The following is a 25,198-nucleotide window of genomic DNA, read 5'->3' on the forward strand; positions in this document are numbered from 1 at the left end:
GCGTTGGCAATGAGTGCTAGCGGATTTCAGAGCAGAGCGAGGGTCAGCCAGGGTTGCCAGGCCAGGAGTACCAGCGCGATTAAGCTCATCGCCAAGAACGGTAACAGCGCACGAAAAATCTGCATCGGTGGCACGCCGGTCATGGAGGAACTGATAAACAGCCCCGCGCCTACCGGCGGCGTCAACAGCCCCAGCACCAGGGTCAAGGAAACCACCACGCCGAACTGGTAGGGGGTGATACCAAACTGCTGGGTGGCGATAGGTAACAGAATCGGCACTACCAGTATGAGCGCAGCGATACCGTCGATGATCATTCCCACTAATAGCAACACACCGATTACCAGCAGCATGAAAATAAAGGGATCAGCGGTCAGCGAGGCGATCCAGGCAGCGGCCATCTGCGGTAGTTGCTCATAGATGATCACCCAGCCGAAGACACCTGCGGCAGCGATCAGCATGATCACCAAGCCAGCGTTAAAAGCCGTGCGTTGGAGAATATCGGGCAAGCGCGCGAAAGTTAGGTCGCGGTAGACAAAGCGGCCGATTAACAGCGCGGCCAGGGAAGCGAGAGCCGCCGACTCGGTAGGTGTGGCTAGGCCACTGAGAATACCGCCGATGATGATCAGCGGAATCAACATCGCTGGCACTCCCATCAGCAGGTAGTGGCGCGCCTGGGCACGACTTGGCCAGTCACCTTTGGGATACTGCTTCACTAAGCCGATGACAGTGATAGCGATAAAGAACAACAGCCCCATCAACAAACCAGGCAAAATGCCAGCGACGAACATATCGGCGATGGGCACCTGGGCGATCACCCCATATAGCACGAAGAGCATTGATGGCGGAATAATTGGCGACATTAGCCCACCCGCGGCGGTAATCGCAGCGCTAAAGGGCTTGTCGTAACCCTCCTGCTCCATGGCGGGCACCATGGCCCGGGACATGATAGCGATCTGTGAAGCCGCCGAGCCAACAATGGCCGCCATCATCATGTTGGCCACCAGGTTGATGTACACCAGCCCACCACGGAAGCCACCGACAAGGATTCGCGCTAAATCGATCAGCCGCCTAGTCAGCCCCCCTTCGTTCATCAGCTCGCCTGCCAGCATAAAGAGCGGAATCGCTAGCAGGCCATAGTGTTCGATGGCACCAAATAACTGTTGTGGATAAGAAGCGAACAGCAGGGTATTGCCGGAAGCGACGATATACCAGGCAGCGGTTAACGCCAACACCAGGGCAATCGGCACCGCTCCCAGTAGCAGTAAGGTAAATACGGCAAGCGTCATGCCAGCCTCCTATTTCCAGTCAACAGCCCCTTCAGACTGTCGACCACATTAACCAGCCCGTGCAGCCCCAACGAGACCGAGAAAATCGGCAGACAGAGCCAGGACAGATATTTAGGCAGCCCAAGGGTGCTGGTTCGCTCGGAGTAGATAAAATTGAAGCTTTCCGCTTGGAAGGCACTGACATCGAACCCTACCGCCCATAACGTTAGTGGGTCATACCAGCACCAGCACAGCCATAGCATCAGCCCTGCAAAAAACAGCACCAGTGCATCTACCATGAACCGGGAAAACACCTGGAACCGGGGCGGAAGCGAATCGGTGAACAGCGTCACCGCGATGCCTTCGCGGCGCTTGAGCACTACCGAGGTGGTCAAAAAAGTCATCCATACCATGGCATGAATGGCCAGTTCATCGACCCAGTAGAGCGGGCTACCTAGCGCCCGGGTCACGATATTGAGCAGAATCAATCCGGTGACAGCTGCCGCTAGCAGCGCCGCGACAGCGACCTCGAGCCGAGCCAGTCCATGGGAGATTTGCTTGAGCATAGATGGCTCCACCCCCGGGCAGCCCCGGGGAACTTTCTAACACGTCAAGAGGAATTACTCAGCCTTCAGCTGAGCAGCCGTTTCACGCAGCTCCAATAGGACCGGAGCCTTATCAGCCCAGATACCCTCCCAGCGCTCAACAGCCTCCTGGAAGAAGCTTTGGTCAACCTCGACCACGCGGATGTCTTGCTCGCGTAGCGAGGCTTCCTGTGCTGGCTCACGCTCTAACACGCTGTCAATGACGCCGCTCAGGTGCTCTTGCATGGTGGTTCTGATCAGTTCCCGATCGGCTTCTTCAAGCTCGCGCCAGACGCGCCCAGACACCACTCCTACCATCGGGAACATCATGTGGTTGGAGATCAGCAGATACTCCGCCTGATCATAGAATTTAAGTGCCTCGATAGCCTCGAAATCCATATCGATGGCATCCACTTGACCGTTTGCCAAAGCGTCGTAAACATCCGGTAAGGGCAGCGGTGTTGGCGCTGTTCCGGCCGCTAAGTAGAAGTCACGAATCGGCTCGAAGGGGGTGATGCGCAGTCGCAGTCCCTCGAGATTCTCAGGCGACTCGATGCTATTACGGCTGAGGATTTGACGCATGCCGGACATGCCATAGCCAATGCCGACTAATCCCGTCTGGGCTGGCAGTAGTTCAAGCAGGTCGGTTGCGGTATCGGAGCGAAGCAGGCGCGCGGCATGTGCCACATCCTCTACCAGGTAGGGTGCATAGAGAGCGCCAAAGTCAGGCGCTCGGTTAGACATTTCGGCAATGGTTAGAAAGGCCATATCCAGCGATCCCGCTTGCAGCTGCTGCACCATTTGTGCCTCGTTTCCCAACTGCTGAGAAGGAAAGACGCTAACACTATGCTCACCGTCACTAGCAGCGGCCAGGTCATCGCCAAAGGCTTCGGCTGCTTGCGTCCAAAGATGGGAAGGCGGCGTAATCATGCCCAGGCGAAAATCCCGTGCCTGTGCGTTCCAGGAAGCCATGACTAGGCCAATAGCTAAGGTAGTAGAAGCGAGTTTTTTGATGTTATTCATGAGGATATCTCAGCTTTTTTATGTTATTAAAATGACGCCTGGATCTATCCCAAACGTGGCAGATGGATGCTTAAAAAGTCTAGCTGGGGCAGCTATTATTTATAAATAAATCATGTCGCCTCAGATATTTCTTTATGGAATACCTGGCGGCGTATGCGCTTTATGTATCGGCGCTAAATTCCAAAAAACTCGCGAGCATTACCGGCCAGGATTCGCGACTTATCCTCTGCCGCTAGCGTTGGGTGTTCACTCACGCCTGCTCCAATAAACTGCTCTCCCAGTGGGAAAGGAGCATCCGAACCGAGCATCACCCGATCACTGCCCATCACGTCGACTAGCAAACTCAGCGCGCCATCGTCGAAAACCGCCGAATCCACATAGAAACGCTTTACATAGCTGGAAGGCAGATTAGGGCAGTCTTCGCGTACGATGTCGCGATGGCGCCAGGCGTTGTCGGCCCGTCCCAGCAAATAAGCAAAGCCTCCACCCCCATGGGCAAAGCAGAGTTTTAGCGATGTAGGGATACGCTCGAAGGCGCCGGACAGGATCAGTGACAGAATCCCCAGCTGGGTCTCCGCCGGCATTGCCACCAGCCAGGGCAGCATCCACTTCTTCATGCGCCCATCGGTCATCATGTCCCAAGGATGCACGAGCAGCGGTATATCCTCCGCGGCACAGTGCTGCAGAAAGGTAACCAAGCCCTCCTCGTCCAGATCTTTAGGGCCGACATGGTTGCCAATCTGCACACCTAAGTGGCCATCCTTCTTGGCGCGGCTCGCTTCCCGGCAGGCAGCATCAATGTCCTGCAACGGAACCTGGGCGAGAACCTTGAGGCGATCCGGTGCCGTGGCTGTCATCTCAAGGGCTTTATCATTCATTAGCCGAGCCCAGGGCATCGCTCGACTCACCGGTTGGTCGTAGCCGAACATCACCGGCGTGGCACACATGACCTGCACGTCGAGGCCCTGTTCGTCCAGATAGGCCAGACGCTGCTCAGCATCCCAGAGGAGATCGTTGACCGGCCGGAAAGGCTTATCACCGACCATGATCTGGCCACTACGCCCCTCGGTTTTCAGCCAAGGCGCTCGCTCGGGATCAAGCTGTGCCGCTTCGGCCTTACTGATCCGCGGCATGAAATGAGAGTGAATATCAATTTTCATTGACCGTGCACCTCGCTGAGCATGCGATGCCAGGTTTCCCAGTCACGTCCGGGATGAATTTCGCCACAATTGCTGCAACGACGCTCCTCTTCGCTCGTGGCATAGAATCGCTCGTAAACCGGCGGCAAGTCCGTGACGATGCTCTCCAGCTGCATTTCGTAGCGCTTGATGAGGTTGCCACAGCGCGCGCAGGACCATTGCAGCGCGTCATGCAGCCCCTGGGGCCGAGTCTTTTCGATAACCATGCAGAGACTGCCGGGCTCTGGACGCTGGGGAGAATGAATCACATGAGGGGCCATCAGGTAGATATCCCCCTCCTTGAGATCAATTCGCTCATAGCGACCACCGTTCCAAATGTTCAGGTAGGCATTGCCCTTGAACTGGTAGAAGAACTCTTCCACCGGGTCATCGTGGAAGTCGGTTCGCTGGTTGGGGCCGCCCACCACGGTGATCATGTAATCGCTGTCTTTCCAGACCTGCTGGTTGCCTACAGGCGGTTTGAGCAGATGGGCATGTTCCTCAATCCAGCGATTGAAATTGAGCGGTGCGCTGTAGTGATGCTTATCCATGGAAGTCACCTCACTGAGTTGGTGCGTAAGCGATCGCTTTGATCTCGATACGCAGGTGGGGGTGGGGGAGCTGATGCACTGCCACCGTCGTCCGGGTCGGGCCCTGCTCGTCAAAATATTCGGCATAAACGGCGTTGTAGCTGCCAAAATCGTTCATATCGACCAGGAAGGTGCTGATCTCCACCACGTTAGCCAAGCTCGCTCCTTCGCTAGCAAGGATGTCGCGAATATTCTCAATCACTGCCCGCGTCTGAGCGCGAATATCAAGCTGAGTAGTCCCCATCTCATCGACGTCGACGCCTTCGAAACTGTTATCTGGGCGACGCGAGCTGGTACCAGAGACAAACAAAAAGTCTCCGGCGCGTTTGATATGAGGAAAAGCGCCCCGGGGTTTGGCCTTGCCCTGAACCAGGGTGGCACGGCTGGTATGCATGACATGCTCCTTGCTATTGGATTAGCGGCAGGTGAACGCGGATTCACCGAAACCGGCAACTTCTACACTGACGTGGACGCCTGGGCGCAACGCTTCAGCAGCGGTGGCGGCTCCGGCCATGATCAGGCTGCCAGCGGGCAGGCTGAGTCCCGCCTCGCTAACCAACTTGGAGGCCTCAGCCACGCTGCGCAGCGGATTACCGAGAATCGCGGCGGTGGAGCCGACCTGCGCCAGTTGACCATCCAGGCGCATCAGCACTCCGGCGTTGTCCAGGCCCGAGAGGTTCCGGGACCAGGGCCCCACCACCAAGCCAGAGGAGGAGCAGTTGTCTGCCACCACGTCTTCAAGACTAAATTTGAACGCCTCATAGCGGGAGTCGATAATCTCGATGGCCGGGGCAACTGCCTCGATATACTCGGCAGCCTCCAACAGGGTCAGCGGGCGGTCGATAGTGCGCCCCACCAAGAAGCACACTTCTGGTTCGGCGCGGGGATGGATATAGCGTGACAGCGCCACTTCGCCACCCTCCTCTTCCAGCATGGCGTCGGTAAGCCAGCCCCAAATCAGGCTGTCTACGCCCATTTGCTGCATTTTGGCGCGGCTAGTGAAGCCCAGCTTGATACCAATGCTGCGCTCGCCGTCTGCATAGCGGCGCTGCATAGAGACGCGCTGGATCTCGTAGGCCTGCGCCAGGGAAAAAGGCGAATGGGTGCTGAACTGAGCCAGCGGCTCGGCGTGGCGAGCAGCCTGATCCAGTGCCGTGGCGATGGTGGAAATATTGATGCTCATGCGGACTCTCCCTGTTTGGCCAGAAGATCCAGCGCCACGTCGACGATCATATCCTCCTGGCCGCCCACCATCTTGCGGCGGCCCAGCTCCACCAAAATATCAATCGTTTTCAAACCATAACGCTCGGCGGCAGCCTCTGCGTGGCGCAGAAAACTTGAATAAACGCCTGCATAACCTAACGCCAGAGTCTCGCGATCTACCCGCACTGGACGGTCCTGCAGCGGTCGCACTATATCGTCGGCGGCGTCTATCAAGGTGTAGAGGTCAGTGCCGTGATTCCAGCCCATGCGCTCGGCAGCGGCAATGAAGACTTCCAAGGGAGCATTGCCAGCGCCGGCCCCCATGCCTGCAAGGCTGGCGTCGACTCGGTCACAGCCTGCTTCCACTGCAGCCATAGAGTTAGCCACGCCGAGGCTCAGGTTATGATGGGCATGGATGCCTAGCTGAGTAACTGGATTGAGTACTGTTTTCATAGCGCTTACGCGATCGCGCACACCATCCATGGTCAGGGCACCGCCAGAATCCACCACGTAAATGGTCTGGGCACCGAAGGACTCCATCAGCCTCCCCTGCTCGGCCAGCCCCTCGGGGGTCTGCATGTGGCTCATCATTAAAAAGCCCACGGTGTCCATACCCAGCTTGCGGGCATGCTCGATGTGCTGGCGGGAGACATCGGCTTCAGTGCAGTGGGTGGCGATCCGTGCGCCCCGGGCACCAGCAGCATAGGCGGCGTCCAGGTCATGCACGGTGCCAATACCGGGCAACAACAGGGTAGTGATCATGGCATGCTCGACCACCTCGGCCGCTGCGGCAATCCACTCCAGGTCACTGTGGGCTCCAAAGCCATAGTTGAAGCTGGACCCCTGCAAGCCGTCACCATGGGCGACTTCAATAGAGTCCACCTTAGCCGCGTCGAGCGCTCGGGCAATGCGCTGGACATCCTCAATGCTGTACTGGTGACGTACCGCATGACTGCCATCACGCAAGGTCACATCGGAGATATAAAGTTTCTTGTTCATACTGAAGCTCCTCAGGCAGTGACGGCCAGTAAGCGGGTTTCAGCGAGGCGCTCAGCACAGCTCTTCGCAGCGGAGGTCATAATGTCCAGGTTGCCGGCATAGGCGGGTAAATAGTGGGCAGCCCCTTCGACCTCCAGAAAGATCGAGGTTTTGAGACCGTGAGTCAGGCCAAGGCCGGGTAAGTTAACCGGACACTCCACGGGCACTGACTCGAACTGCACCTGCTGTTTAAGGCGATAGCCCGGCACATAGGCTTGCACCGCAGCCACCATTGCATTGATAGAGGCTTCAATGGCGTTTCGGTCTGCCTCCTCAGAGAGTACGAAAACGCTATCGCGCATGATCAATGGAGGCTCGGCAGGATTGAGTACGATGATTGCCTTACCCTTGGCAGCACCGCCACAGGATTCGATGGCCTGGGAGGTGGTCTCGGTAAATTCATCAATATTGGCGCGGGTACCCGGGCCAGCAGACTTGCTGGAAATAGAGGCGACAATCTCGCCGTAGTGCACCCTGGCAACCTGAGCAACTGCCGCTACCATAGGGATGGTGGCCTGACCGCCACACGTGACCATATTGATATTCGGGGCGTCCAGATGCTCATCCATATTGATCGACGGGATCACATAGGGACCAATGGCCGCCGGGGTCAGGTCAATGACGTTGATACCGCGATCTTGCAGCATCTTGTTGTGGCGCTTATGAGCGCCTGCAGAAGTGGCGTCAAAGACGATTTTGATGTCGTCAACATTCTCCATCGCCAGCAAACCATCAATTCCCTCGGCAGTCGTAGGGACGCCGAAGCGCTGGGCGCGCGCCAAACCGTCTGAGGCCGGATCAATTCCCACCATGGCTCCCATTTCAAGGTACTGGCCGTGCCGCAGAATTTTAATCATCAGATCGGTGCCGATATTGCCGGAGCCAATGATGGCCACTTTGACTTTTTTGCTCATGATCTTTTCTCTCATTGTGGCTTGGCGAAAGCAGCGGTCACACCACCCAGGCCTTGTATTTCGGCGTGAAAGATATCGCCTGCTGCTGCGGGCACCATGGGGCCAAGAGCACCGGTGAGCAGAATGTCACCAGCGCGCAACGGCTCCCCGAAGCGGGCCATGGTATCGGCCAGCCATACGGCGGCATTCAAGGGATTGTCGAGACAGGCGGCACCCGCACCCACTGACACTGGCTCACCGCGCAAGGTCATCTTCATACCGCAACGCACTAAGTCGAGGGCTTCCAGCTTCACTGGACGGCTGCCGAGTACAAAGCAGCCTGATGAGGCGTTGTCGGCGATGGTGTCCTCAAGGCGGATATCCCAGTTAGCGATGCGACTCCCCACCACCTCAATGGCAGGTAAAGCGAAGGCGGTAGCCCGAATCAGATCCGCTAAGGTATGGCGCTCGTGATCCAGGTCATGCGCCAGCACCAGAGCGATCTCCGCTTCCACTTTGGGCTGAAGCACGGCACCTACTGCGATAGGCTGACCGTCACCCACCGCCATATCGGCGAAAAGCACTCCGAAATCAGGCTGATTAACCCCTAACTGCTGCTGCACGGAGCGGGAAGTAAGCCCTACCTTAAAGCCCACTTGGCGACGCCCCTGCTCCCGGGCGAGGCGAGTGTTGTGCTGTTGGACGGCGTAGGCTAAGGCCACCGGGTCCGCGGCGTTCTCCTCTACCTGGGCACGGACAATCAGCTCACGCACCGGCTTACAGGGCTGTCCCGTCGCCTGGGCTTGACTGAGGCGCTCTGCGGCCTCGATCAGGGCGGTATGCATAACAATCTCCTCGCTCACGGATTAACGCAGATGGTGGTCAGTTCGGAATAAAAATCGAGGGAGTGGCGGCCGCCCTCGCGCCCAAGACCAGAAAGCCGCGCTCCTCCGAAGGGCGTGCGTAAGTCGCGCAGGAACCAGGTATTGACCCATACCATGCCCACATGGAACTGACGGGAAACTCGGTGGGCACGGCCCAGATCCTGGGTCCAAAGCGCTGTTGCCAGGCCATAAACGGTATTGTTAACCCGCTCGATCACCTCATCCTCACGGTCGAAGGGGGCGATATGGCAGACAGGCCCAAAGACCTCCTCCTGGACACAGCGAGCATCGTCGGCTAAGCCGGTCCAGATAGTTGGCCGTACATAAGCCCCCTGATCGCGAGCATCGCCAAACGTTGGCACTTCGCCGCCAGTCACCACCGTGGCTCCCTCTTCCCGAGCTAATTCAAAATAGCTGAGCACCTTCTCGCGATGCTGGCGAGAGATCATTGACCCCATATCAACGCCGGGCTCATCCGGATAGCCGATTTTGAGCCCTTCGGCTTTCTCCTTAAGGGCGGCCACGAAACGCTCAAAAATAGGACGCTCTACATAGACTCGCTCGGAGCAGAGGCACACCTGACCGGCATTGGTGAAACTGGAGCGGGCCACGCCAGCCACCGCCGCCTCAAAATCACAGTCAGCAAAGACCACGGCGGCGTTCTTGCCGCCCAATTCGAAGGAAACGTCACGAACACCCTCGGCGGCCACCTTCATGATTTCACTGCCGGTGCGAGATTCACCGGTAAAGGTGATAGCGTCTACGTCGGGGTGTTTGGTCAAAAACTCACCGGCAGAGCCTGGACCGAAGCCGTGGATCAGGTTGAATACGCCTTCAGGCAGACCCGCGTCATGAATCACTTCGGCCAAAAGAGTAGCGGTGGAGGGAGATTCTTCAGAGGGCTTAACCACTACCGAGTTACCGCAAGCCAGGGCGGGTGCCACCTTCCAGGTAAGCAACAGCATCGGTAGGTTCCAGGGGGAGATAATCGCGACCACACCATGGGGTTTACGCACCGAGTAGCTGAACACATCACTGCCATCGGGAGCACGCATCTCGAAGTAATCGCCGCCAGACTGGCGGATAAGCTCGGCAAAGGTGCGGAAGTTGTGCACACCACGCGCGATATCCAGACGGCGAGCCTGCTCCACCGGGCGACCGGTGTCGGCCACCTCTGCGGCCACAAATTCTTCAAAACGGCGCTCGATACCCGCGGCGATACGCATCAGCACATCGGCTCGTTCACTGGCACTGGTGCGGGCCCAAGGGCCAGATTGGGCGGTTTTTGCGGCACTAACGGCGCGCCCCACCAAAGCTTCGTCGGCTTCGCAGACCTGACTCAGCAAACGGCCATCAATAGGCGAGATATTGGGGAAAGTCTGTTCGGTGGCAAGAAATTCACCGCCGACATAATTGAGAAGCTGGGGAGCTGTGGTCGACACGGTTATCTCCGAAACGTTGTTTTAATTCATTTCGGAAAGAGTGTAGGCAGGCCAGATATCATTTCATAATCAATAAAAACCCATCAGATATTTAAAAAAGGAATACCTGGCACTATCAGCGCCCTACTCCCCATCAAACCGCTAATCCAAAAAAGGCACCTGATTATATAAGCGTTGTAAATTCATAGCCGTAGAATGCTGTTCGCAAAAATCACTGAAGTCACGCCTCCTTAAGGCATTCACGAAACAGCTTTGCGGCAGGGCCTAGCTCTCGACCAGAAGCGGAAAAGCAACCGATATCGCCAAAAGCCAGCGACTTTCCGAGCTTAAAAACCTTGAGTAGCCCCGCCTCTGCGAAAGGTGAAGCCGCCTCGTAAGGCATCAAAGCAACGGTTTCTTGATCTTGCATCAAGGTTAAATTCGTCAGAATGGATAAAGACTCGACAACATTGGAGGGAACGGTCAAACCCTCTTCGGCAAAAAGTTTATCGGCAGTACGTCTTAGTAATGACTCTCGAGTAGGCAGGACCCATGGAAAGTGATGTAACTTCTCAAGGGTTAACGATTGGCTTTCGTGTAGGGGATGTTTCGCACCGGCAACAATGCATAACTCTTCACTGTAGAGGGTTTCCACCGTAAGACTATTAGCCTCATCTCGCCAACGCCAGTCATCAGGAACACGTCCAACCACCAAGTCAACGTCGCCCACTTCCACTGCAGGAAACAGTTGATCCATCTGGCCGACACGTAAAGACACCATGACGTTGGGTGCTCTTTGCTTAAGCAATCGGATTGCTTTTGGAAGCAAGGAAACTGACGCCGAAATCAACGTGCCGACGACGACATGACCACTGGTCCCCTCCTGAAAAGCATTCACTTCGTCTGTCAAGCTGCGCAGCTCTGCCATCAGCAGCTTTGCACGTTTCAAAACAAGCTCACCTAACTCAGTGGGAACGACCCCACGGTTCCCCCTGACGAGTAGCGGGCTGTCAAAATATACTTCTAAGTCATGTATCACTTTGCTAACGGCTGGCTGTGTCAAATTGAGCATCTGGGAAGCTCGTAGCATTGAACCGCTTAAAACCACCTGCTCAAAGACCATTAGCTGATGAAATTTCAACTTACGTGTAATAGAGGAATCTGTGTATTTCATGGCTTTATGACATACCGAGTGGTTGGCAATCTTTAGGTGAGCAAAACTCCATGGAATAGGTCATGTAGTGCAGAACAGCGCTGCCAGCGTTAGAACCAGTCACGTTTCCATGGAGCAACCACTCCAAAAGTGGATAACCGTAAGTACACCCTACTAACGGCAAGAAGAAAAGCTCATGATGCGGCGCTCCAATCCACAGAAAAGCCGCTACTAAAAAGTAGCGGCTTCATACTGCCAGCATGGCACTAACGTTTTAGAAGCTGAATACCGCAATGGCCGGGTCGCGCATCATCTCTGCCATTGGTCCTGGCGCCGCAACACCGACGCCATCAAGTAGACCTTCTTGGGTGTAATCGGTGTTAGGTAAGTAGATGGCACACACATCGACACTGACGCCCTCACCCATCAACATTTTCAACATACCTTCAGGTTTGACCTGACCTGCTGGGTTACTAGGCGGGGTATTGACCGCTGCTTCACTTTCATAGCCATCTACCGCAAGATCACCCGCGGCGTCACACAGCAAGATATGTAGATCCGTGCCCTGCTGACGCATCGCATTGCCTAATATCATTGCCATTGATTGCGTCTGTACTGCGTCGCTGGTCAGAATCATTAACGCTTTATCGCTTTCGGCATCGTGGTTATCTGCGCTAGCCACCATCGGTACTAAAGCCAACACACCGGCCATTACTAATGTTTTATGCATCGTTATCTCCTTATCAATCTGTGCGATTCGTTGCTTTAAATGCCTTTCTGCGCTACTTCGACTCATACCAAGCGGTGTCAGGATTAACGTCATAACTCCAGGGCAATCCCGAATTACGCCACCCATCACGCGCCCTCACACCTTTTGAGTCACCTTCAGCAAGCGTGCCCCCTTCAAAGCCATCGCTAACCGAATACACCTGCGAAAATCCCATCTCTGCGATCAGATCTGCAGCGGGTGCGCTGCGGGTTGCTCCAGAGCGGCACATTACGATGATCGGAGTATCGTCATTTGCTTGATGCGCCTCGAGCGCGGCACGGATTTGTTCGGCAAAATTGGCGTTACGAACCGTTGGCCATGTTTTGCTATCAGCATCGAACTGAGTCGTGTCCGTTAGTACCCATGGCACATGGATATCAGTGGGTTCTGCAAAACCGGTGAATTTAATTTCGACGGGATCACGCACATCAATCAACAATGCATCTTCTTCTTGCTGTAGCAGGTCATAGGCTTCACGAGCGGACACATACAAGCCCAACTGCGTTTCTCGATAAGAGGGCACGTCTTCAGCTTGAGCGATGGTGATGACACTCATGCTCAGTGTCATCAAGGCAGCAAGGGCAGAATTACGGTACGGAAGCTCAGCAAAATAGCTTGCAACTCCAGACATAACAAAATCCTCTAAAGAAATAACTTTATGGACTTAATATAGCTGGAAAGATGCAGAGCTACCTGCGGCGCTTTGTCACTAGCTAGAAGTAGGAGGCTGTTAGCTAGCCTTGACGTAACAATGCAAGACAACATCGCTAACAGCCTTCGTTGTGCCTAAACGAAGCAGTTCGCTTTTAAGCATTCAGTGGCGTTAAAACAACGTCCCCAAACGACTGATGGTTTAACTACCCTGCCGGATACAATAGCGATTAACATTCAATAGCATTAACGGCCAATCCCCCTTTAGATGTTTCTTTATATTTATCAAGCATATCTCTCCCCGTATCGCGCATGGTACGAATCACCTTATCCAACGATATAAAGTGAGTACCATCACCGTGCAACGCCATTTGCGCTGCATTAATGGCTTTTACGGTGGCAATGGCGTTGCGTTCAATACAGGGGATCTGAACCAGCCCACCCACAGGGTCACAGGTTAATCCTAAGTTGTGCTCCAAGCCGATTTCTGCCGCATGCTCTACTTGTTCGGGCGTTCCTCCCATTACATCAGCTAAGCCAGCTGCCGCCATGGCGCACGCCGACCCTACCTCCCCTTGGCAGCCCACTTCTGCTCCTGATATAGAAGCATTCTTCTTGCAAAGGATGCCAATGGCACCTGCCGCTAGCAGAAAATCCACGACGTTTTTCTCGCAGGCGTTGGGCTGAAATTTCATGTAGTAGTGCAAGACGGCAGGAATAATGCCCGCAGCACCGTTGGTGGGCGCCGTGACCATCCGCCCTCCTGCGGCATTCTCTTCATTAACCGCGAGGGCAAAAATATTCACCCACTCCATCGCTGAAAACGTCGATGCGATTAGGCAATCATTCTGCTCAGCCGCTTGAAGCCGTTGGTGAAGCAGCTTAGCTCTGCGTTTTACTTTCAATCCGCCCGGCAATATCCCTTCATGGGTTAATCCATTGTCGATGCATTCACACATGACTTGCCAGATTCGCCACAGCTCATTTCTAACCTCATCCTCCGTCCGCCATACTTTCTCATTTTCCAGCATCAAGCGGCTGATACTCAGCTGCTCTTTTTTACATAATGCCAGCAGTTCTTCGGCAGTATCGAAGTTGTAGGGAATTGTTGCCCCATCCAAATCCTCTAATGGCAAATCCACCTGGGCTTGTTCAACAACAAAACCGCCCCCTACCGAGTAATAGGTATTTTCATGCAGTAATTGGCCTTGAGATGTAAAAGCGGCAAGCCGCATGGCATTAGGATGGTGAGGCAGACTCTCTTCATGGAAATAAATATCGCGATTCCAATCAAAAATGATTGTTTTTTGGCGTCCAAGTTCTAATAACTGACTCTCTTTAAGCGACGCAATAGATGGCCCAATAATCAAAGGGTCAATCGTGTCGGGGCGCTCGCCCATCAGCCCCATAATAATCGCGTGATCCGTTGCGTGCCCTACACCCGTCGCTGAAAGTGAGCCATAAAGATGAACGTCTAGATGGGCCACTTCATCAAGAAGGTCGACTTCGCGTAGTGATGTAACATACTTAAAAGCGGCCTGCATGGGCCCGACGGTATGGGAACTGGAGGGGCCTACTCCAATCTTAAAAAGGTCGAAAACACTGATAGGCATTGGAGCACCTCTTGACGTATAAACAGGGGAAAATCAGGCGACGCCTGAAAATTTCAATAAGTTATTTATGTGATAACAAACAAAACCAATCTATCTTTTATTGAAGATATTTTTATATTTATAAACAATACTTTTAATCACGACTTCTCACGCATAACTTTTCACGCATAACAAGGGGTTACATATCACTCTGGCAAAAGCTTAGCAGCGACAGCAACCCAACTATAAAAACGCGCTCAAACTATTTGCGTTTATTAACAGCAGAATCAGTTAAAAAACATTAGTTACCAAAAACCACCGTGCGGCCTGAATAAAAGAACACACGACGTTCTAAGTGGTAACTAATCGCCCTAGCCAGGGTGAGACACTCAATATCACGTCCTTTAGCAACCAGATCCTCAGGGTAATGAGCATGGTCGACGGGCTCGACCCCTTGAGCAATAATTGGCCCTTCATCAAGGTCATTATTAATATAATGCGCCGTTGCACCCACCAGCTTGACCCCTTTTTCGTACGCCTGATGGTAAGGCTTAGCGCCTTTAAAACCGGGTAGGAGAGAGTGATGAATGTTGATGGCTCGTCCGGCTAATAGTTCACACATTGAGGGGGAAAGTACCTGCATATACCTTGCCAGCACCACCAGCTCAGCGTCAGTATCCGCAATGATTTTGCGCACCTGCGCTTCCTGCTCCAACTTAGTCTCAGGGCTGATGGGTAGGTAGTGATATGGCAAGCCGTGCCATGTCGCCAACGACTCCAAGTCAGGGTGGTTTGAAATCACTGCCTTAATATCAATGGGCAGTTGCCCAGTGCGATAACGATAGAGAAGATCATTTAAGCAGTGATCAGCTTTCGATACGAGGATCACCGTTCCCGTTCGCTTTCCGGGAGGCGTCAGCTCAAACTGCATGTCGAATTCGCTTGCTCGCGCTGCAAAATCAGCGTGAAAGCGCTCTTCATGGAACTCATCTCGCTCTGGTCGAAACTCAGCGCGAATAAAAAAGCGCCCACCAAGCCGATCATCGAAAGAGTTAAGTTCAGTGATATAGCACTGCTGCTCTTTTAAAAAGCGCGTGACGACGTCCACCGTTCCCAAAAGGCTTTGGCATTGGGCGGCAAGTATCCAGGTATCACTCATTCGGCTCATAATGCATGTATCTCTGTTAGCGGCAGAAGATAGCGGCCAAAACAGCGTTTCGGCCTGCCTGCTTATTGTTCTACGTTCACGCCATACTCTGCTGCTGCATCCAGTAGCCAGCGGTAGCAGTAGTCGGCAAAACTGCGCCGCACGACTAACTCCCAACGCTCTTCACTGGGTCGACGAAGGATGGTCGTGGCCTTGGCGAAAACGGTAGTAACGCCTTTGCCCACGGGAAAGTGGCGGGGATGCACGTCGTAGATCACCGCTTTCATTAACAGCTCGCGGGCCGCCTCACCGGTAATCTCTAACACCGTCTGCCCACCGCTGACATCGCTGATGGCGTAATGGGAATCCCCCAAACGCTCCCGCAGCTGCGTCTCTAGCGGGAACTCCTCACCGCCAGGCACAATCACCAGCCACTCGTCAGGGGAAAGCCACTGAATAGAACGTTCGCCGCTGGCATCTTGCACAAGAGCCTGGGGCTTGCCAGGCAAGTTAATCCCCAGCACGTCGCGCACCGCTTCGTCGAGAACGATGGCACCGCCTCGTAAGATCAGATGCCCAAGCATTGCCCGCTCGCGTAGCTGAACCCGACTTGAACTACCAGCACGAGGAGCGCCACTATGACGGTAGCTAAAGGCTAACGGAGACTCTACCGGGATAGCGGTATCAGTACGGGTATCGAAAGTGGCCGCATTAGACATTTTGGCGCTCTCCCTTGGGATCATAAAAAATGGTGCTGACGATTTCCGCTTCGTGAACTTGGCCGTCTGCCATGGGCAGATAGACGGTTTCGCCCATTTTCTTGAGGCCGCCTTTCACCACCGCTAAAGCAAATCCAGAGTCCAGAATTGGGCTGTAGTAGCTTGAGGTCACATGCCCCACCATGGGCATCGGGATCGCATGCTTAGGATCAAACACAATCTGGGCCCCCTCCTCCAGCACCACCGTTGGATCTTTGGGCCTCAGACCTACCAGCTGCTTGCGGTTTTCACGCTTGGTATCCGTTCGCGTCAGGGCTCGCTTGCCAATCCATGAGAAAGGCTTGTCGTAACCTACGCACCACTGCATGCCCAGGTCTTCCGGCGTCACGGAGCCGTCGGTTTCCTGGCCAACGATAATAAAGCCTTTTTCAGCACGCAGGACGTGCATGGTCTCTGTGCCATAGGGCGTTAAGCCATACTTCTCGCCATGCTTGAAAAGGGTCTGCCACACGTGCATGGCGTAGTTGGCTTGAACGTTAATCTCAAAGGTCAACTCACCTGTAAAGGAGATTCGATAGACTCGCGCAGGCACCCCGGCCACTTTCCCCGCACGCCACTCCATAAACTTAAAGCTATCGCGGTCGAGATCGATATCTGTCATCTCAGCCAGCAGCTTGCGCGCTTCGGGGCCAGTGATCGTCATGGTGGCCCAGTGGTCAGTCACTGAAGAGAAGTAGACATCCAGTTCTGGCCACTCGGTCTGATGCCATAACTCCAACCATTCCAATATCGCTGCTGCGCCACCGGTGGTGGTGGTCATCAAAAAGTGATTTTCAGCAAGACAGCTGGTCACACCGTCATCAGTGACCATGCCATCATCTTTGCACATCAAGCCATAACGGCACTTACCAACTGCCAACTTCTCCCACTTATTGGTATAGATACGCGCCAAGAATTCACGCGCATCCGGCCCTTGAATGTCGATCTTGCCAAGCGTCGAAGCATCGAGAATACCCACTTTCTCGCGCACCGCTAAACATTCGCGGGCTACCGCCTCGTGCATAGTCTCGGTCGTGCCATTCACCTTCTGTGGGTAGTACCAGGGACGCTTCCACTGGCCGACATCCTCAAACTCGGCGCCGCGCTCAACGTGCCACTGATGAAGAGCGGTATAGCGCTCAGGATCGAACAGATCACGGCAGTGACGACCGACGATGGCGCCAAAAGTCACCGGCGTATAATTAGGCCGAAACACCGTGGTGCCCACCTCGGGGATGGAGCGATTCAGGCAGCGAGCTGCAATGGCCATACCATTAATATTGCCCAACTTGCCTTGGTCGGTACCGAAACCCATCGCGGTATAGCGCTTAATATGCTCGATGGACTCAAAGCCTTCCCGGGTAGCCAGTTCGATGCCCGCTGCGGTGACGTCGTTCTGCAGGTCGACGAATTGCTTTGGCCCGCGCAGCGTGGGCTTCTCATGGGGAACCTGGAAAAGTGCCACCGCTGGTCCCTGCTGGAGACGTTCGACGCTAGGCAGGTTAACCGGCTGAGCCGCGTGGCCTGTGGCTGCGGCTGCTTTAATGCCAGCCTCAACACCCTCGGCAAGTACGTCTCCCAACGCATAGGTACCATTAGCGCCACCGCAGGCATGAACGCCCTTCACTAGCCCTGGCACAAAGCCGAGGATATCGTCACGCCAAGTAGGCCGCGCGCCGGTATGAGAAGCCAAGTGAATGACCGGGCTATAACCACCTGAGCTAGCAATAGTGTCGCAGGCCAACTCCTGAATCGGGCCACTCACTCGGTAAGCGCCAATATCGATCTTGGCCACCCGTGCGGCAGTGACTCGGTTGCTGCCTTTCGCCTCGATAACGGCACTGCCGGTGATGATCTTGATACCTTGGGCGCGGGCGGCATCGACCCAATCCCCTGCAGGCGCTTCGCGGGCATCAACAACCGCCACCACCTCGCAGCCTGCTTCCTTCCAGTCTAAGGCGGCGCGATAGCCATCGTCGTTGCTGGTGGAGAGCACCAGTTGGCGACCTGGCACGACACCATAGCGTCGAATGTAGGTAGAAACAGCGCTTGCCAATAGGTTGCCTGGAACGTCATTTCCCGCATACACCAATGGTCGCTCGTGAGCGCCTGTGGCTAGGATCACCTGACCAGCGCGAACTCGATGCATACGGGAACGTACCGGTCGGCGGCCATTGACGACAGGCGCCGTTTCGCCCAGATGCTCAGTACGCCGCTCGTGCAGTGTCACAAAATTGTGATCGTGATAGCCGTTAGCCGTGGTGCGTGGCAGCAGTGTGACGTTCTCACATCCGGCTAGCTCTTCAAGCACTCGAGCAACCCACTGGTCTGCCGACTTGCCATCCAGAGTTTCGCGGCTACCCAACAGTGAGCCGCCCATCTCTTCTTGCTCATCGGCAACGATCACCCGCGCACCGCCACGGGCAGCAGCCAATGCTGCAGACAAGCCAGCAGCGCCAGCGCCAACGACCAGCACATCGCAGTGTTGATGAAGGTGGTCATAGCTGTCTGGATCGGCTTCCATAGGGCTGCGGCCCAGACCTGCCGCCTTACGAATGTACTTTTCGTAGGTCAGCCACATCGATGCCGGTGCCATAAACGTCTTGTAGTAGAAGCCCGGCGGCATAAATTGCCCACCTAACTTGCCTATCAAGCCCATCAAGTCACGCTGTACATTAGGCCAACCGTTGGTGCTACAGGCGGCTAATCCGTCAAACAGCGCTTGCTGGGTAGCGCGAACATTGGGCACCTGTGCCGCTTCGGTACTGCCTAATTGAACAATGGCATTGGGCTCTTCAGCGCCTGCGGCGACGATGCCTCTGGGGCGGGAATACTTAAAGCTGCGGTTAACGATATCCACACCGTTAGCCAGCAGCGCCGAAGCCAGGGTATCTCCAGAGTGCCCTTGGTAACGCTGACCGTTAAAGGTAAAGCTCAACGTGCGAGAGCGATCGATTCGGCCGCCTGTCTTTAGGCGGAACACTTGTTGCTTGGACTGGCTCATGCCCGCACTCCTTCTTGATGGCTTACCGCTGCAGCCTCGCGAGGCTGCCTTTGGCTGTCGGCGGTAATCGTCGGCTGCTCGCCTATTTTGTAGGTCTCGAGAATTTCGTAGCTCACCGTGTGGCGCGTCACGTTGAAGAACTTACGGCAACCCACCGCATGCACCCACATTTCGTGATGCACACCTCTGGGATTGTTGCGGAAGAAAAGATAGTTACCCCACTCTTCATCACTACACGCCTCGGGCTCTTTGGGACGCTCAATATGCGCTTGGCCCTTGGGGTGAAACTCCTCTTCCTCACGGTGCTCGCCGCAGTAGGGGCAGTAGATATAAAACATGACGGATACTCCTCTCGTATTTACCCTAGTGGGCCACGCCGGCAGCGCCGTGCTCATCAATCAGCGCACCGCTATGGAAGCGGAACATGGAGAACGGCTCAGCGATGGGGTGCATCTCACCCTTAGCCAAGCTGGCGGCGAACACGTGACCCGATCCTGGGGTAGCTTTGAAGCCACCCGTGCCCCAACCACAGTTGAAGAACAACCCCTTCACCGGTGTTTTAGAGATAATCGGACAGGCATCCGGACAGGTATCTACAATACCGCCCCACTGACGGTTCATACGCACCCGAGAGAAGATCGGGAACATCTCGACGATCGCCTGAAGGGTGTGTTCCACGGTAGGATAGCTACCCCGCTGGCCATAGCCGTTATAGCCGTCAATGCCAGCACCGATGACTAGGTCGCCTTTATCAGACTGACTGATATAGCCATGCACGTGATTAGACATCACCACGGTATCGAGAATCGGTTTAATCGGCTCGGAGACCAGGGCTTGTAGCGGGTGGGATTCCAGGGGCAACTGAAAGCCGCCCATGCTGGCCAACACGCCAGAATTACCGGCAGCCACACAGCCCACTGTCTTAGCCTCGATATCGCCACGGTTGGTGTGCACACCGTAGATCCTACCGTCACGGATTTTGAAGCCAGTAACTTCGGTCTGCTGGAGAATATCCACCCCGTGAGCATCAGCACCGCGCGCATAGCCCCAGGCCACAGCGTCGTGACGCGCCACCCCAGCACGCGGCTGCCAGGAAGCGCCCATCACCGGGTAGCGAGCGTTCTTGGAGCAGTCCATGATCGGCACCAGTGCCTGCACACCCTTGGTGTCCAGCACTTCGCCGTCAATGCCGTTTAGGCGATTCGCATTAACACGGCGCTGGATATCGCGCATATCCTGCAAGGTATGCCCCAGGTTGAGCACCCCACGCTGGGAGAACATGACGTTGTAGTTAAGGTCTTGAGAAAGTCCTTCCCACAGCTTCATGGCATGTTCGTAAAGGGCAGCCGATTCGTCCCATAAGTAGTTCGAACGCACAATGGTCGTATTACGGGCGGTATTACCACCGCCCAACCAGCCCTTCTCGATCACCGCGACATTCTTGACACCGAACTCTTTGGCCAAGTAATAAGCCGTGGCCAAACCGTGGCCACCACCACCGACGATGATCACATCGTACTGCTTCTTAGGCGTGGGATTGCGCCATTGGCGCTCCCAGTTTTCATGGTGGCTCAGCGCGTGCTTGACCAGGCCGAAGCCGGAATAGCGTTGCATAATGGTCTCCTTAGTTCAGCCGCGCCGGGCCTTGCCGGCAAGCCGATTCAAGCAATAGATTCGACGGCTTCAGCGACAGCTTCAGCATAGACAGGGTGCCGGGCACACACGTCACTCACTTTAGCCAGCACCTCAGCCTCGATGGCAGCGGTATCACTCCCAGCAGCTAATACGTCTAGGATGTCGCAAATCCAGCCAGCTAGTTCGCCACACTCTTGGGCATTGAAGCCACGCGTGGTAACCGCGGGGGTACCAATACGTAGACCCGATGTCACGAAGGGGCTCTGGGGGTCGTTGGGCACCGTATTCTTATTAACGGTGATATGCGCGCGGCCCAATGCGGCATCCGCATCCTTACCCGTGACGCCCTGCTGGATAAGCGAGACCAAGAAAAGATGATCTTCGGTACCACCCGACACGACATCATAGCCGCGCTCCATGAATACGCTGGCCATGGCTTGGGCGTTGTCAATCACCTGCTGCTGGTAACGCACAAACTCCTGGCTCATGGCTTCCTTGAACGCCACCGCTTTCGCCGCGATAACATGCATCAATGGGCCACCTTGCTGGCCTGGGAAGACTGCACCATTAAGCTTTTTGTAGAGCGCCTCGTCGCCATCCGCAGACAGAATCAGGCCGCCGCGGGGGCCACGCAGCGTTTTATGGGTGGTGGTGGTGACGACGTGGGCATGAGGCAGCGGGCTTGGATAAAGGTTAGCTGCCACCAAACCTGCAACGTGGGCCATGTCGACCATTAAGTAAGCACCCACTTCATCAGCAATAGTGCGGAAACGACGCCAATCCACCACGCGAGAGTAGGCAGAGAAACCGGCGATGATCATTTTCGGCTGATGCTCGCGGGCCAAACGCTCAACTTCTTCGTAATCGATCTCACCGGTTTCCGGCGTGAGACCGTATTGAACGGCATTGTAGTGTTTGCCCGAGAAGTTAGGAGCGGCGCCGTGGGTTAAATGGCCGCCGTGGGCAAGGCTCATACCTAGAATCGTATCGCCAGGTTTGACCAGTGCCATAAACACAGCGGCATTTGCCTGGGCACCGGAATGCGGCTGCACATTGGCATAATTGGCACTAAATAAGTTGCAAGCGCGCTCAATGGCTAAGGCTTCAACCTTGTCGACGAACTCACAGCCACCGTAGTAGCGACGGCCTGGGTAGCCTTCCGCATACTTGTTAGTCAGTTGGGTACCCTGCGCTTCCATAACAAGTTGACTGGTGTAATTTTCGGAGGCGATCAGTTCAATATGCGCTTCTTGGCGTACCGTTTCTTCAGCAATTGCTTCTGCAAGCAAACTGTCGTAACTGGCCAAACGTGCTTTGGGGGAAAAATTATTTTGAAGCATTATCGCCTCCTGATGAGTGACTTTTTTATTAAGTGCTGGGCATTCTCTTTAACGCTGATAATCCAAGGTTCCTATCAACGTTTTCTTACCGCGATACTATCGTTGGTTTCCTAGCCCAAGATACTTGTTGACGTCACCACTCGATGTATTTGCGACATCGACATCAATTAGCCAGGCTTCGCAAATAGCCCCTTGATGATGACTCATAAAAAAGCGCCCTAAACGGCAAAAGCCATAAAGGGCGCTTTACTGAAGTATTAAAAAATGACTGTGCTAAAAATCGACGACGAGATCCCCTTTAGGACGACTACAGCAAGATAGAATGTAGCCCTCTGCGACATCCTCATCCGTAATGCCCCCGTTATGCTCCATATCCACCTCTCCCGACTTGAGCTCTACGCGGCAAGTACCGCATATCCCCATACCACATGCTTTGGGGATATGCAGACCCAACTTCGCCGCGGCTGCATGCACCGTTTCGCTAGGCTGAATTCGCACACTTTTGCCGGTCGATGCGAACTCAATGCTGTGCAAGTCATTGCTATCAATATTTTCAGCATCGACTTCTGCTTGCTCGGCCAGCTCACGCACATCATCACGAACGTCGACAGGCGTGGCACCAAACGACTCTTCGTGATAATGACTCATATCAAAGTTATGGTGCTGCAAAATACGCTTAATGGCGTTCATATAGGGAGTCGGGCCGCAACAAAAGATCTCCCTCTCCATAAAGTCCGGCACCATTAATTCGAATAACGGCTCGGTGAGATAACCCCGATAACCAGCCCACGCCTCTCCAATATCTTCTTTACTCTCACAGATAATATGCAGTTTGAATTCGGGGATACGCGAAAACATATGCACCAATTCACGATGATAAATGACATCGCGAGGAGCTCTAGCACTATGTATAAATTCAACATCAACAGCGGCGTTAGTATCAAAAAGCCAACGTGTCATGGACATTAAAGGGGTAATACCAACACCGCCAGAAAGAAACAGCACTTTCTCGGCGGGAAAGTCGATCGAGTTAAAGTTACCGACCGGCCCATGCACCACCAGCTCATCGCCCACTTTTAAATTGGCATGCAGCCAATTGGACACCTTGCCTCCCGGCACCTGCTTAACAGTGATCGAAAAGCTGTAAGGAATAGAGGGTGAGCTTGAGATTGTATAGGAGCGCATGATCGGCTGATTATCGATCTCAAGCTCAAGGGTCACAAACTGGCCAGGCTTGAAGAAGAACAGTACGGGTTGCTCCGCCATAAAACAGAACGTGCGTACATCTTGGGTTTCTTGGATCACCTTAACGCAACGTACCTGGTGGCGGCCGTTAGTCCAGGTTTGGGTCGTGACCGGGTTAAAGAAATTAGTTGTCATTATCGCCTCTGCCTGACCAGCCTTCATCGCTATGCATCACCGAACCGTATGCGCTATACAGCCCAGCACCGTTGATGTGCATTTTGGGGACGCTCTTATTAACTGACTTACCTGACAACGACGCGCACTTACCTCGTGCCACTCTTTATTGCTTAGAAACCTCTTCTTTAGTCGCCGCTACGCCACCTGATGTCGCGGGCAGATAACTGGCAAGGATGTGCCTGCAACACAATCGGACACTGACATCAGGCCCGCTCGAATAAAACGCCAGGTTACGCAACAGAACAACAAGATAAGCAATCTTGACTAACGGCCGCCACGCAGTCCTTGAGGGGAAAGCGGAGGTTTACGAGGATACTGGTATGGAAAAAAGTGTTTCTAATAGGATGGATGACCCACTGGCTGCGGCTCGTGAGTCAACGGCCCAAATGCTGCAGGAAAGGGCGCGCACCTTTTCACTTCCGCAACCGTTTTATAACGATGCCCGCCTGTTTGCTCTTGATATGCAGGAGGTTTTCGAAAAAGAATGGTTGTTCGCAGGTATGACATGCGAGATCCCCACCAAGGGTAACTTCATCACCTTGGATATTGGCGACAACCCCATCGTTATTGTGCGCGGTAGTGAAGGCGTTATTCATGCGTTTCACAATGTGTGCCGCCATCGCGGTTCGCGTCTATGCGTAAAAGATAAGGGCAAGGTGGCAAAACTCGTCTGCCCGTATCATCAGTGGACTTACGAGCTTGATGGCCGATTGCTGTTTGCCGGTAGCGACATGGGCACTGACTTCGACCTCAACCAGTTTGGCCTCAAGCCAGTCAACGTCCAAACGGCTGGCGGCTTCATCTTTATCAATCTAAGCGATGAGCCACCCGCCATAGACGATTTTCTAGCAACGCTTGAGCATTATCTTGAACCGTATCAAATGGATAACGTCAAGGTTGCCACCGAATCCAGCATTGTCGAGCAAGCCAACTGGAAGCTGGTCATCGAAAACAACCGCGAGTGCTACCACTGTAACGGCGCGCACCCTGAACTGCTTAATTCGTTGCAGGAGTTTGATGATACCGACGACCCCCGCGCAACACCCGCTTATAAAGCGCTGGTGGCACGTAAACAAGCAGATTGGGATGCCGAACAGGTGCCCTACCAGTTAAAGCGGTTTGGTAAACGCAACCGCCTGACGCGTACGCCACTGCTGGATGGCATTGTCTCCATGACAATGGATGGTAAGCCCGGCAGCAAGAAACTGATGGGGCGTTTATCAAGCCCCGACATGGGCTCACTGCGTATCCTTCACCTGCCCAACTCATGGAACCATTTCATGGGCGATCACGCGGTGGTATTTCGCGTGTTGCCAATTGGTCCGCAGCAAACCGTGGTGACGACCAAGTGGCTGGTTCACAAGGATGCCGTGGAAGGCGTCGACTACGACCCCGAACAGCTTCGCCGAGTATGGGATGCCACCAACGACCAGGATCGCCAGCTCGCCGAAGAGAACCAGCGCGGCATCAACTCAAAGGCTTATCAGCCTGGGCCTTATTCCGAAACCTATGAATTCGGTGTTATCGATTTTGTCGATTGGTACGCCGCCCGTATGCTTGAGAATCTAGGCCACGAGGCTCCCGCACTACAGCTAGCCCAAGGCTAGCGATATCGTTCAACACACGATATACAACTAACTGGCCCGCT

23 protein-coding genes are annotated in these 25,198 nt (G+C 54.5%); 1 reads left to right on the plus strand and 22 read right to left on the minus strand.

All coding sequences use genetic code 11. The features are described from left to right. Positions 1–26 precede the first annotated feature (26 nt). The 22 genes from L1X57_RS03495 to L1X57_RS03600 all read right to left on the minus strand — a co-directional run bounded on the left by L1X57_RS03495 (position 27) and on the right by L1X57_RS03600 (position 23,508). Entirely contained in the window at positions 27–1,286 is a 1,260-nt protein-coding gene (locus L1X57_RS03495; RefSeq protein WP_009724062.1) for a TRAP transporter large permease, read from the minus strand. After that, the gene (locus L1X57_RS03500) at positions 1,283–1,831 is read right to left on the minus strand and encodes a TRAP transporter small permease (RefSeq protein WP_009724061.1); all 549 of its coding nucleotides are present in this window, start codon (positions 1,829–1,831) and stop codon (positions 1,283–1,285) included. Before L1X57_RS03500 ends, L1X57_RS03495 begins: the two co-directional genes overlap by 4 nt. Before the next feature lie 54 nt (positions 1,832–1,885). After that, a complete protein-coding gene (locus L1X57_RS03505; RefSeq protein WP_009724060.1) occupies positions 1,886–2,872 on the minus strand; it encodes a TRAP transporter substrate-binding protein in 987 nt (328 codons plus the stop codon). A gap of 173 nt (positions 2,873–3,045) precedes the next feature. Next, positions 3,046–4,032, minus strand: a complete 987-nt coding sequence (locus L1X57_RS03510; RefSeq protein WP_009724059.1) for an amidohydrolase family protein — start codon at positions 4,030–4,032, stop codon at positions 3,046–3,048. Continuing rightward, positions 4,029–4,601 carry a 3-hydroxyanthranilate 3,4-dioxygenase gene (locus L1X57_RS03515; protein WP_009724058.1) on the minus strand — a complete coding sequence of 191 codons (573 nt, stop codon included), beginning with the start codon at positions 4,599–4,601 and terminating at the stop codon, positions 4,029–4,031. Before L1X57_RS03515 ends, L1X57_RS03510 begins: the two co-directional genes overlap by 4 nt. A gap of 10 nt (positions 4,602–4,611) precedes the next feature. Continuing rightward, positions 4,612–5,034, minus strand: a complete 423-nt coding sequence (locus tag L1X57_RS03520) for a RidA family protein (protein ID WP_009724057.1) — start codon at positions 5,032–5,034, stop codon at positions 4,612–4,614. Positions 5,035–5,055: 21 nt separating this feature from the next. After that, positions 5,056–5,823: a 2-keto-4-pentenoate hydratase gene (locus L1X57_RS03525; RefSeq protein WP_009724056.1), complete on the minus strand. Its 768-nt coding sequence runs from the start codon at positions 5,821–5,823 to the stop codon at positions 5,056–5,058. After that, a complete protein-coding gene (gene dmpG / locus L1X57_RS03530) occupies positions 5,820–6,842 on the minus strand; it encodes a 4-hydroxy-2-oxovalerate aldolase (RefSeq protein WP_009724055.1) in 1,023 nt (340 codons plus the stop codon). The genes L1X57_RS03525 and dmpG overlap by 4 nt, the downstream gene beginning before the upstream one ends. Positions 6,843–6,853: 11 nt before the next feature. Beyond that, the gene (locus tag L1X57_RS03535) at positions 6,854–7,795 is read right to left on the minus strand and encodes an acetaldehyde dehydrogenase (acetylating) (RefSeq protein WP_009724054.1); all 942 of its coding nucleotides are present in this window, start codon (positions 7,793–7,795) and stop codon (positions 6,854–6,856) included. 11 nt (positions 7,796–7,806) lie between these two features. Then, entirely contained in the window at positions 7,807–8,619 is an 813-nt protein-coding gene (locus L1X57_RS03540) for a 2-keto-4-pentenoate hydratase (protein WP_009724053.1), read from the minus strand. A gap of 14 nt (positions 8,620–8,633) precedes the next feature. Continuing rightward, positions 8,634–10,100, minus strand: a complete 1,467-nt coding sequence (locus L1X57_RS03545; protein ID WP_009724052.1) for a 2-hydroxymuconic semialdehyde dehydrogenase — start codon at positions 10,098–10,100, stop codon at positions 8,634–8,636. A gap of 220 nt (positions 10,101–10,320) precedes the next feature. Further along, positions 10,321–11,253: a LysR family transcriptional regulator gene (locus L1X57_RS03550; RefSeq protein ID WP_009724051.1), complete on the minus strand. Its 933-nt coding sequence runs from the start codon at positions 11,251–11,253 to the stop codon at positions 10,321–10,323. A gap of 253 nt (positions 11,254–11,506) precedes the next feature. Further along, positions 11,507–11,962, minus strand: a complete 456-nt coding sequence (locus L1X57_RS03555) for a hypothetical protein (RefSeq protein ID WP_009724050.1) — start codon at positions 11,960–11,962, stop codon at positions 11,507–11,509. A gap of 52 nt (positions 11,963–12,014) precedes the next feature. Beyond that, the gene (locus tag L1X57_RS03560) at positions 12,015–12,632 is read right to left on the minus strand and encodes a rhodanese-like domain-containing protein (RefSeq protein WP_009724049.1); all 618 of its coding nucleotides are present in this window, start codon (positions 12,630–12,632) and stop codon (positions 12,015–12,017) included. 250 nt (positions 12,633–12,882) lie between these two features. Further along, the gene (locus L1X57_RS03565; protein ID WP_009724048.1) at positions 12,883–14,265 is read right to left on the minus strand and encodes an L-serine ammonia-lyase; all 1,383 of its coding nucleotides are present in this window, start codon (positions 14,263–14,265) and stop codon (positions 12,883–12,885) included. A 280-nt stretch (positions 14,266–14,545) separates the two neighbouring features. Continuing rightward, positions 14,546–15,412, minus strand: a complete 867-nt coding sequence (gene purU, locus L1X57_RS03570; protein WP_039869422.1) for a formyltetrahydrofolate deformylase — start codon at positions 15,410–15,412, stop codon at positions 14,546–14,548. 62 nt (positions 15,413–15,474) lie between these two features. Next, positions 15,475–16,110, minus strand: a complete 636-nt coding sequence (locus tag L1X57_RS03575; RefSeq protein WP_009724046.1) for a sarcosine oxidase subunit gamma — start codon at positions 16,108–16,110, stop codon at positions 15,475–15,477. Continuing rightward, entirely contained in the window at positions 16,103–19,153 is a 3,051-nt protein-coding gene (locus L1X57_RS03580) for a sarcosine oxidase subunit alpha family protein (RefSeq protein WP_009724045.1), read from the minus strand. Before L1X57_RS03580 ends, L1X57_RS03575 begins: the two co-directional genes overlap by 8 nt. After that, positions 19,150–19,491 (minus strand): sarcosine oxidase subunit delta, encoded by a 342-nt coding sequence (locus tag L1X57_RS03585; RefSeq protein ID WP_009724044.1) that lies wholly within the window; start codon positions 19,489–19,491, stop codon positions 19,150–19,152. The genes L1X57_RS03580 and L1X57_RS03585 overlap by 4 nt, the downstream gene beginning before the upstream one ends. Positions 19,492–19,516: 25 nt before the next feature. Next, entirely contained in the window at positions 19,517–20,767 is a 1,251-nt protein-coding gene (locus L1X57_RS03590; protein WP_009724043.1) for a sarcosine oxidase subunit beta family protein, read from the minus strand. Between the two features lie 47 nt (positions 20,768–20,814). After that, positions 20,815–22,128, minus strand: a complete 1,314-nt coding sequence (gene glyA, locus L1X57_RS03595; RefSeq protein WP_009724042.1) for a serine hydroxymethyltransferase — start codon at positions 22,126–22,128, stop codon at positions 20,815–20,817. 273 nt (positions 22,129–22,401) lie between these two features. Further along, positions 22,402–23,508, minus strand: coding sequence for a hybrid-cluster NAD(P)-dependent oxidoreductase (locus L1X57_RS03600; RefSeq protein WP_009724041.1), 1,107 nt, complete (start codon positions 23,506–23,508; stop codon positions 22,402–22,404). A 362-nt stretch (positions 23,509–23,870) separates the two neighbouring features. Between L1X57_RS03600 and L1X57_RS03605 the strand changes: the two genes are divergently transcribed. Next, positions 23,871–25,157, plus strand: coding sequence for an aromatic ring-hydroxylating oxygenase subunit alpha (locus tag L1X57_RS03605; protein ID WP_009724039.1), 1,287 nt, complete (start codon positions 23,871–23,873; stop codon positions 25,155–25,157). The last annotated feature ends 41 nt before the right edge of the window (positions 25,158–25,198 follow it).

It is taken from the genome of Halomonas sp. TD01 (genome assembly GCF_923868895.1).
In the GTDB taxonomy this organism is placed as follows: domain Bacteria; phylum Pseudomonadota; class Gammaproteobacteria; order Pseudomonadales; family Halomonadaceae; genus Vreelandella.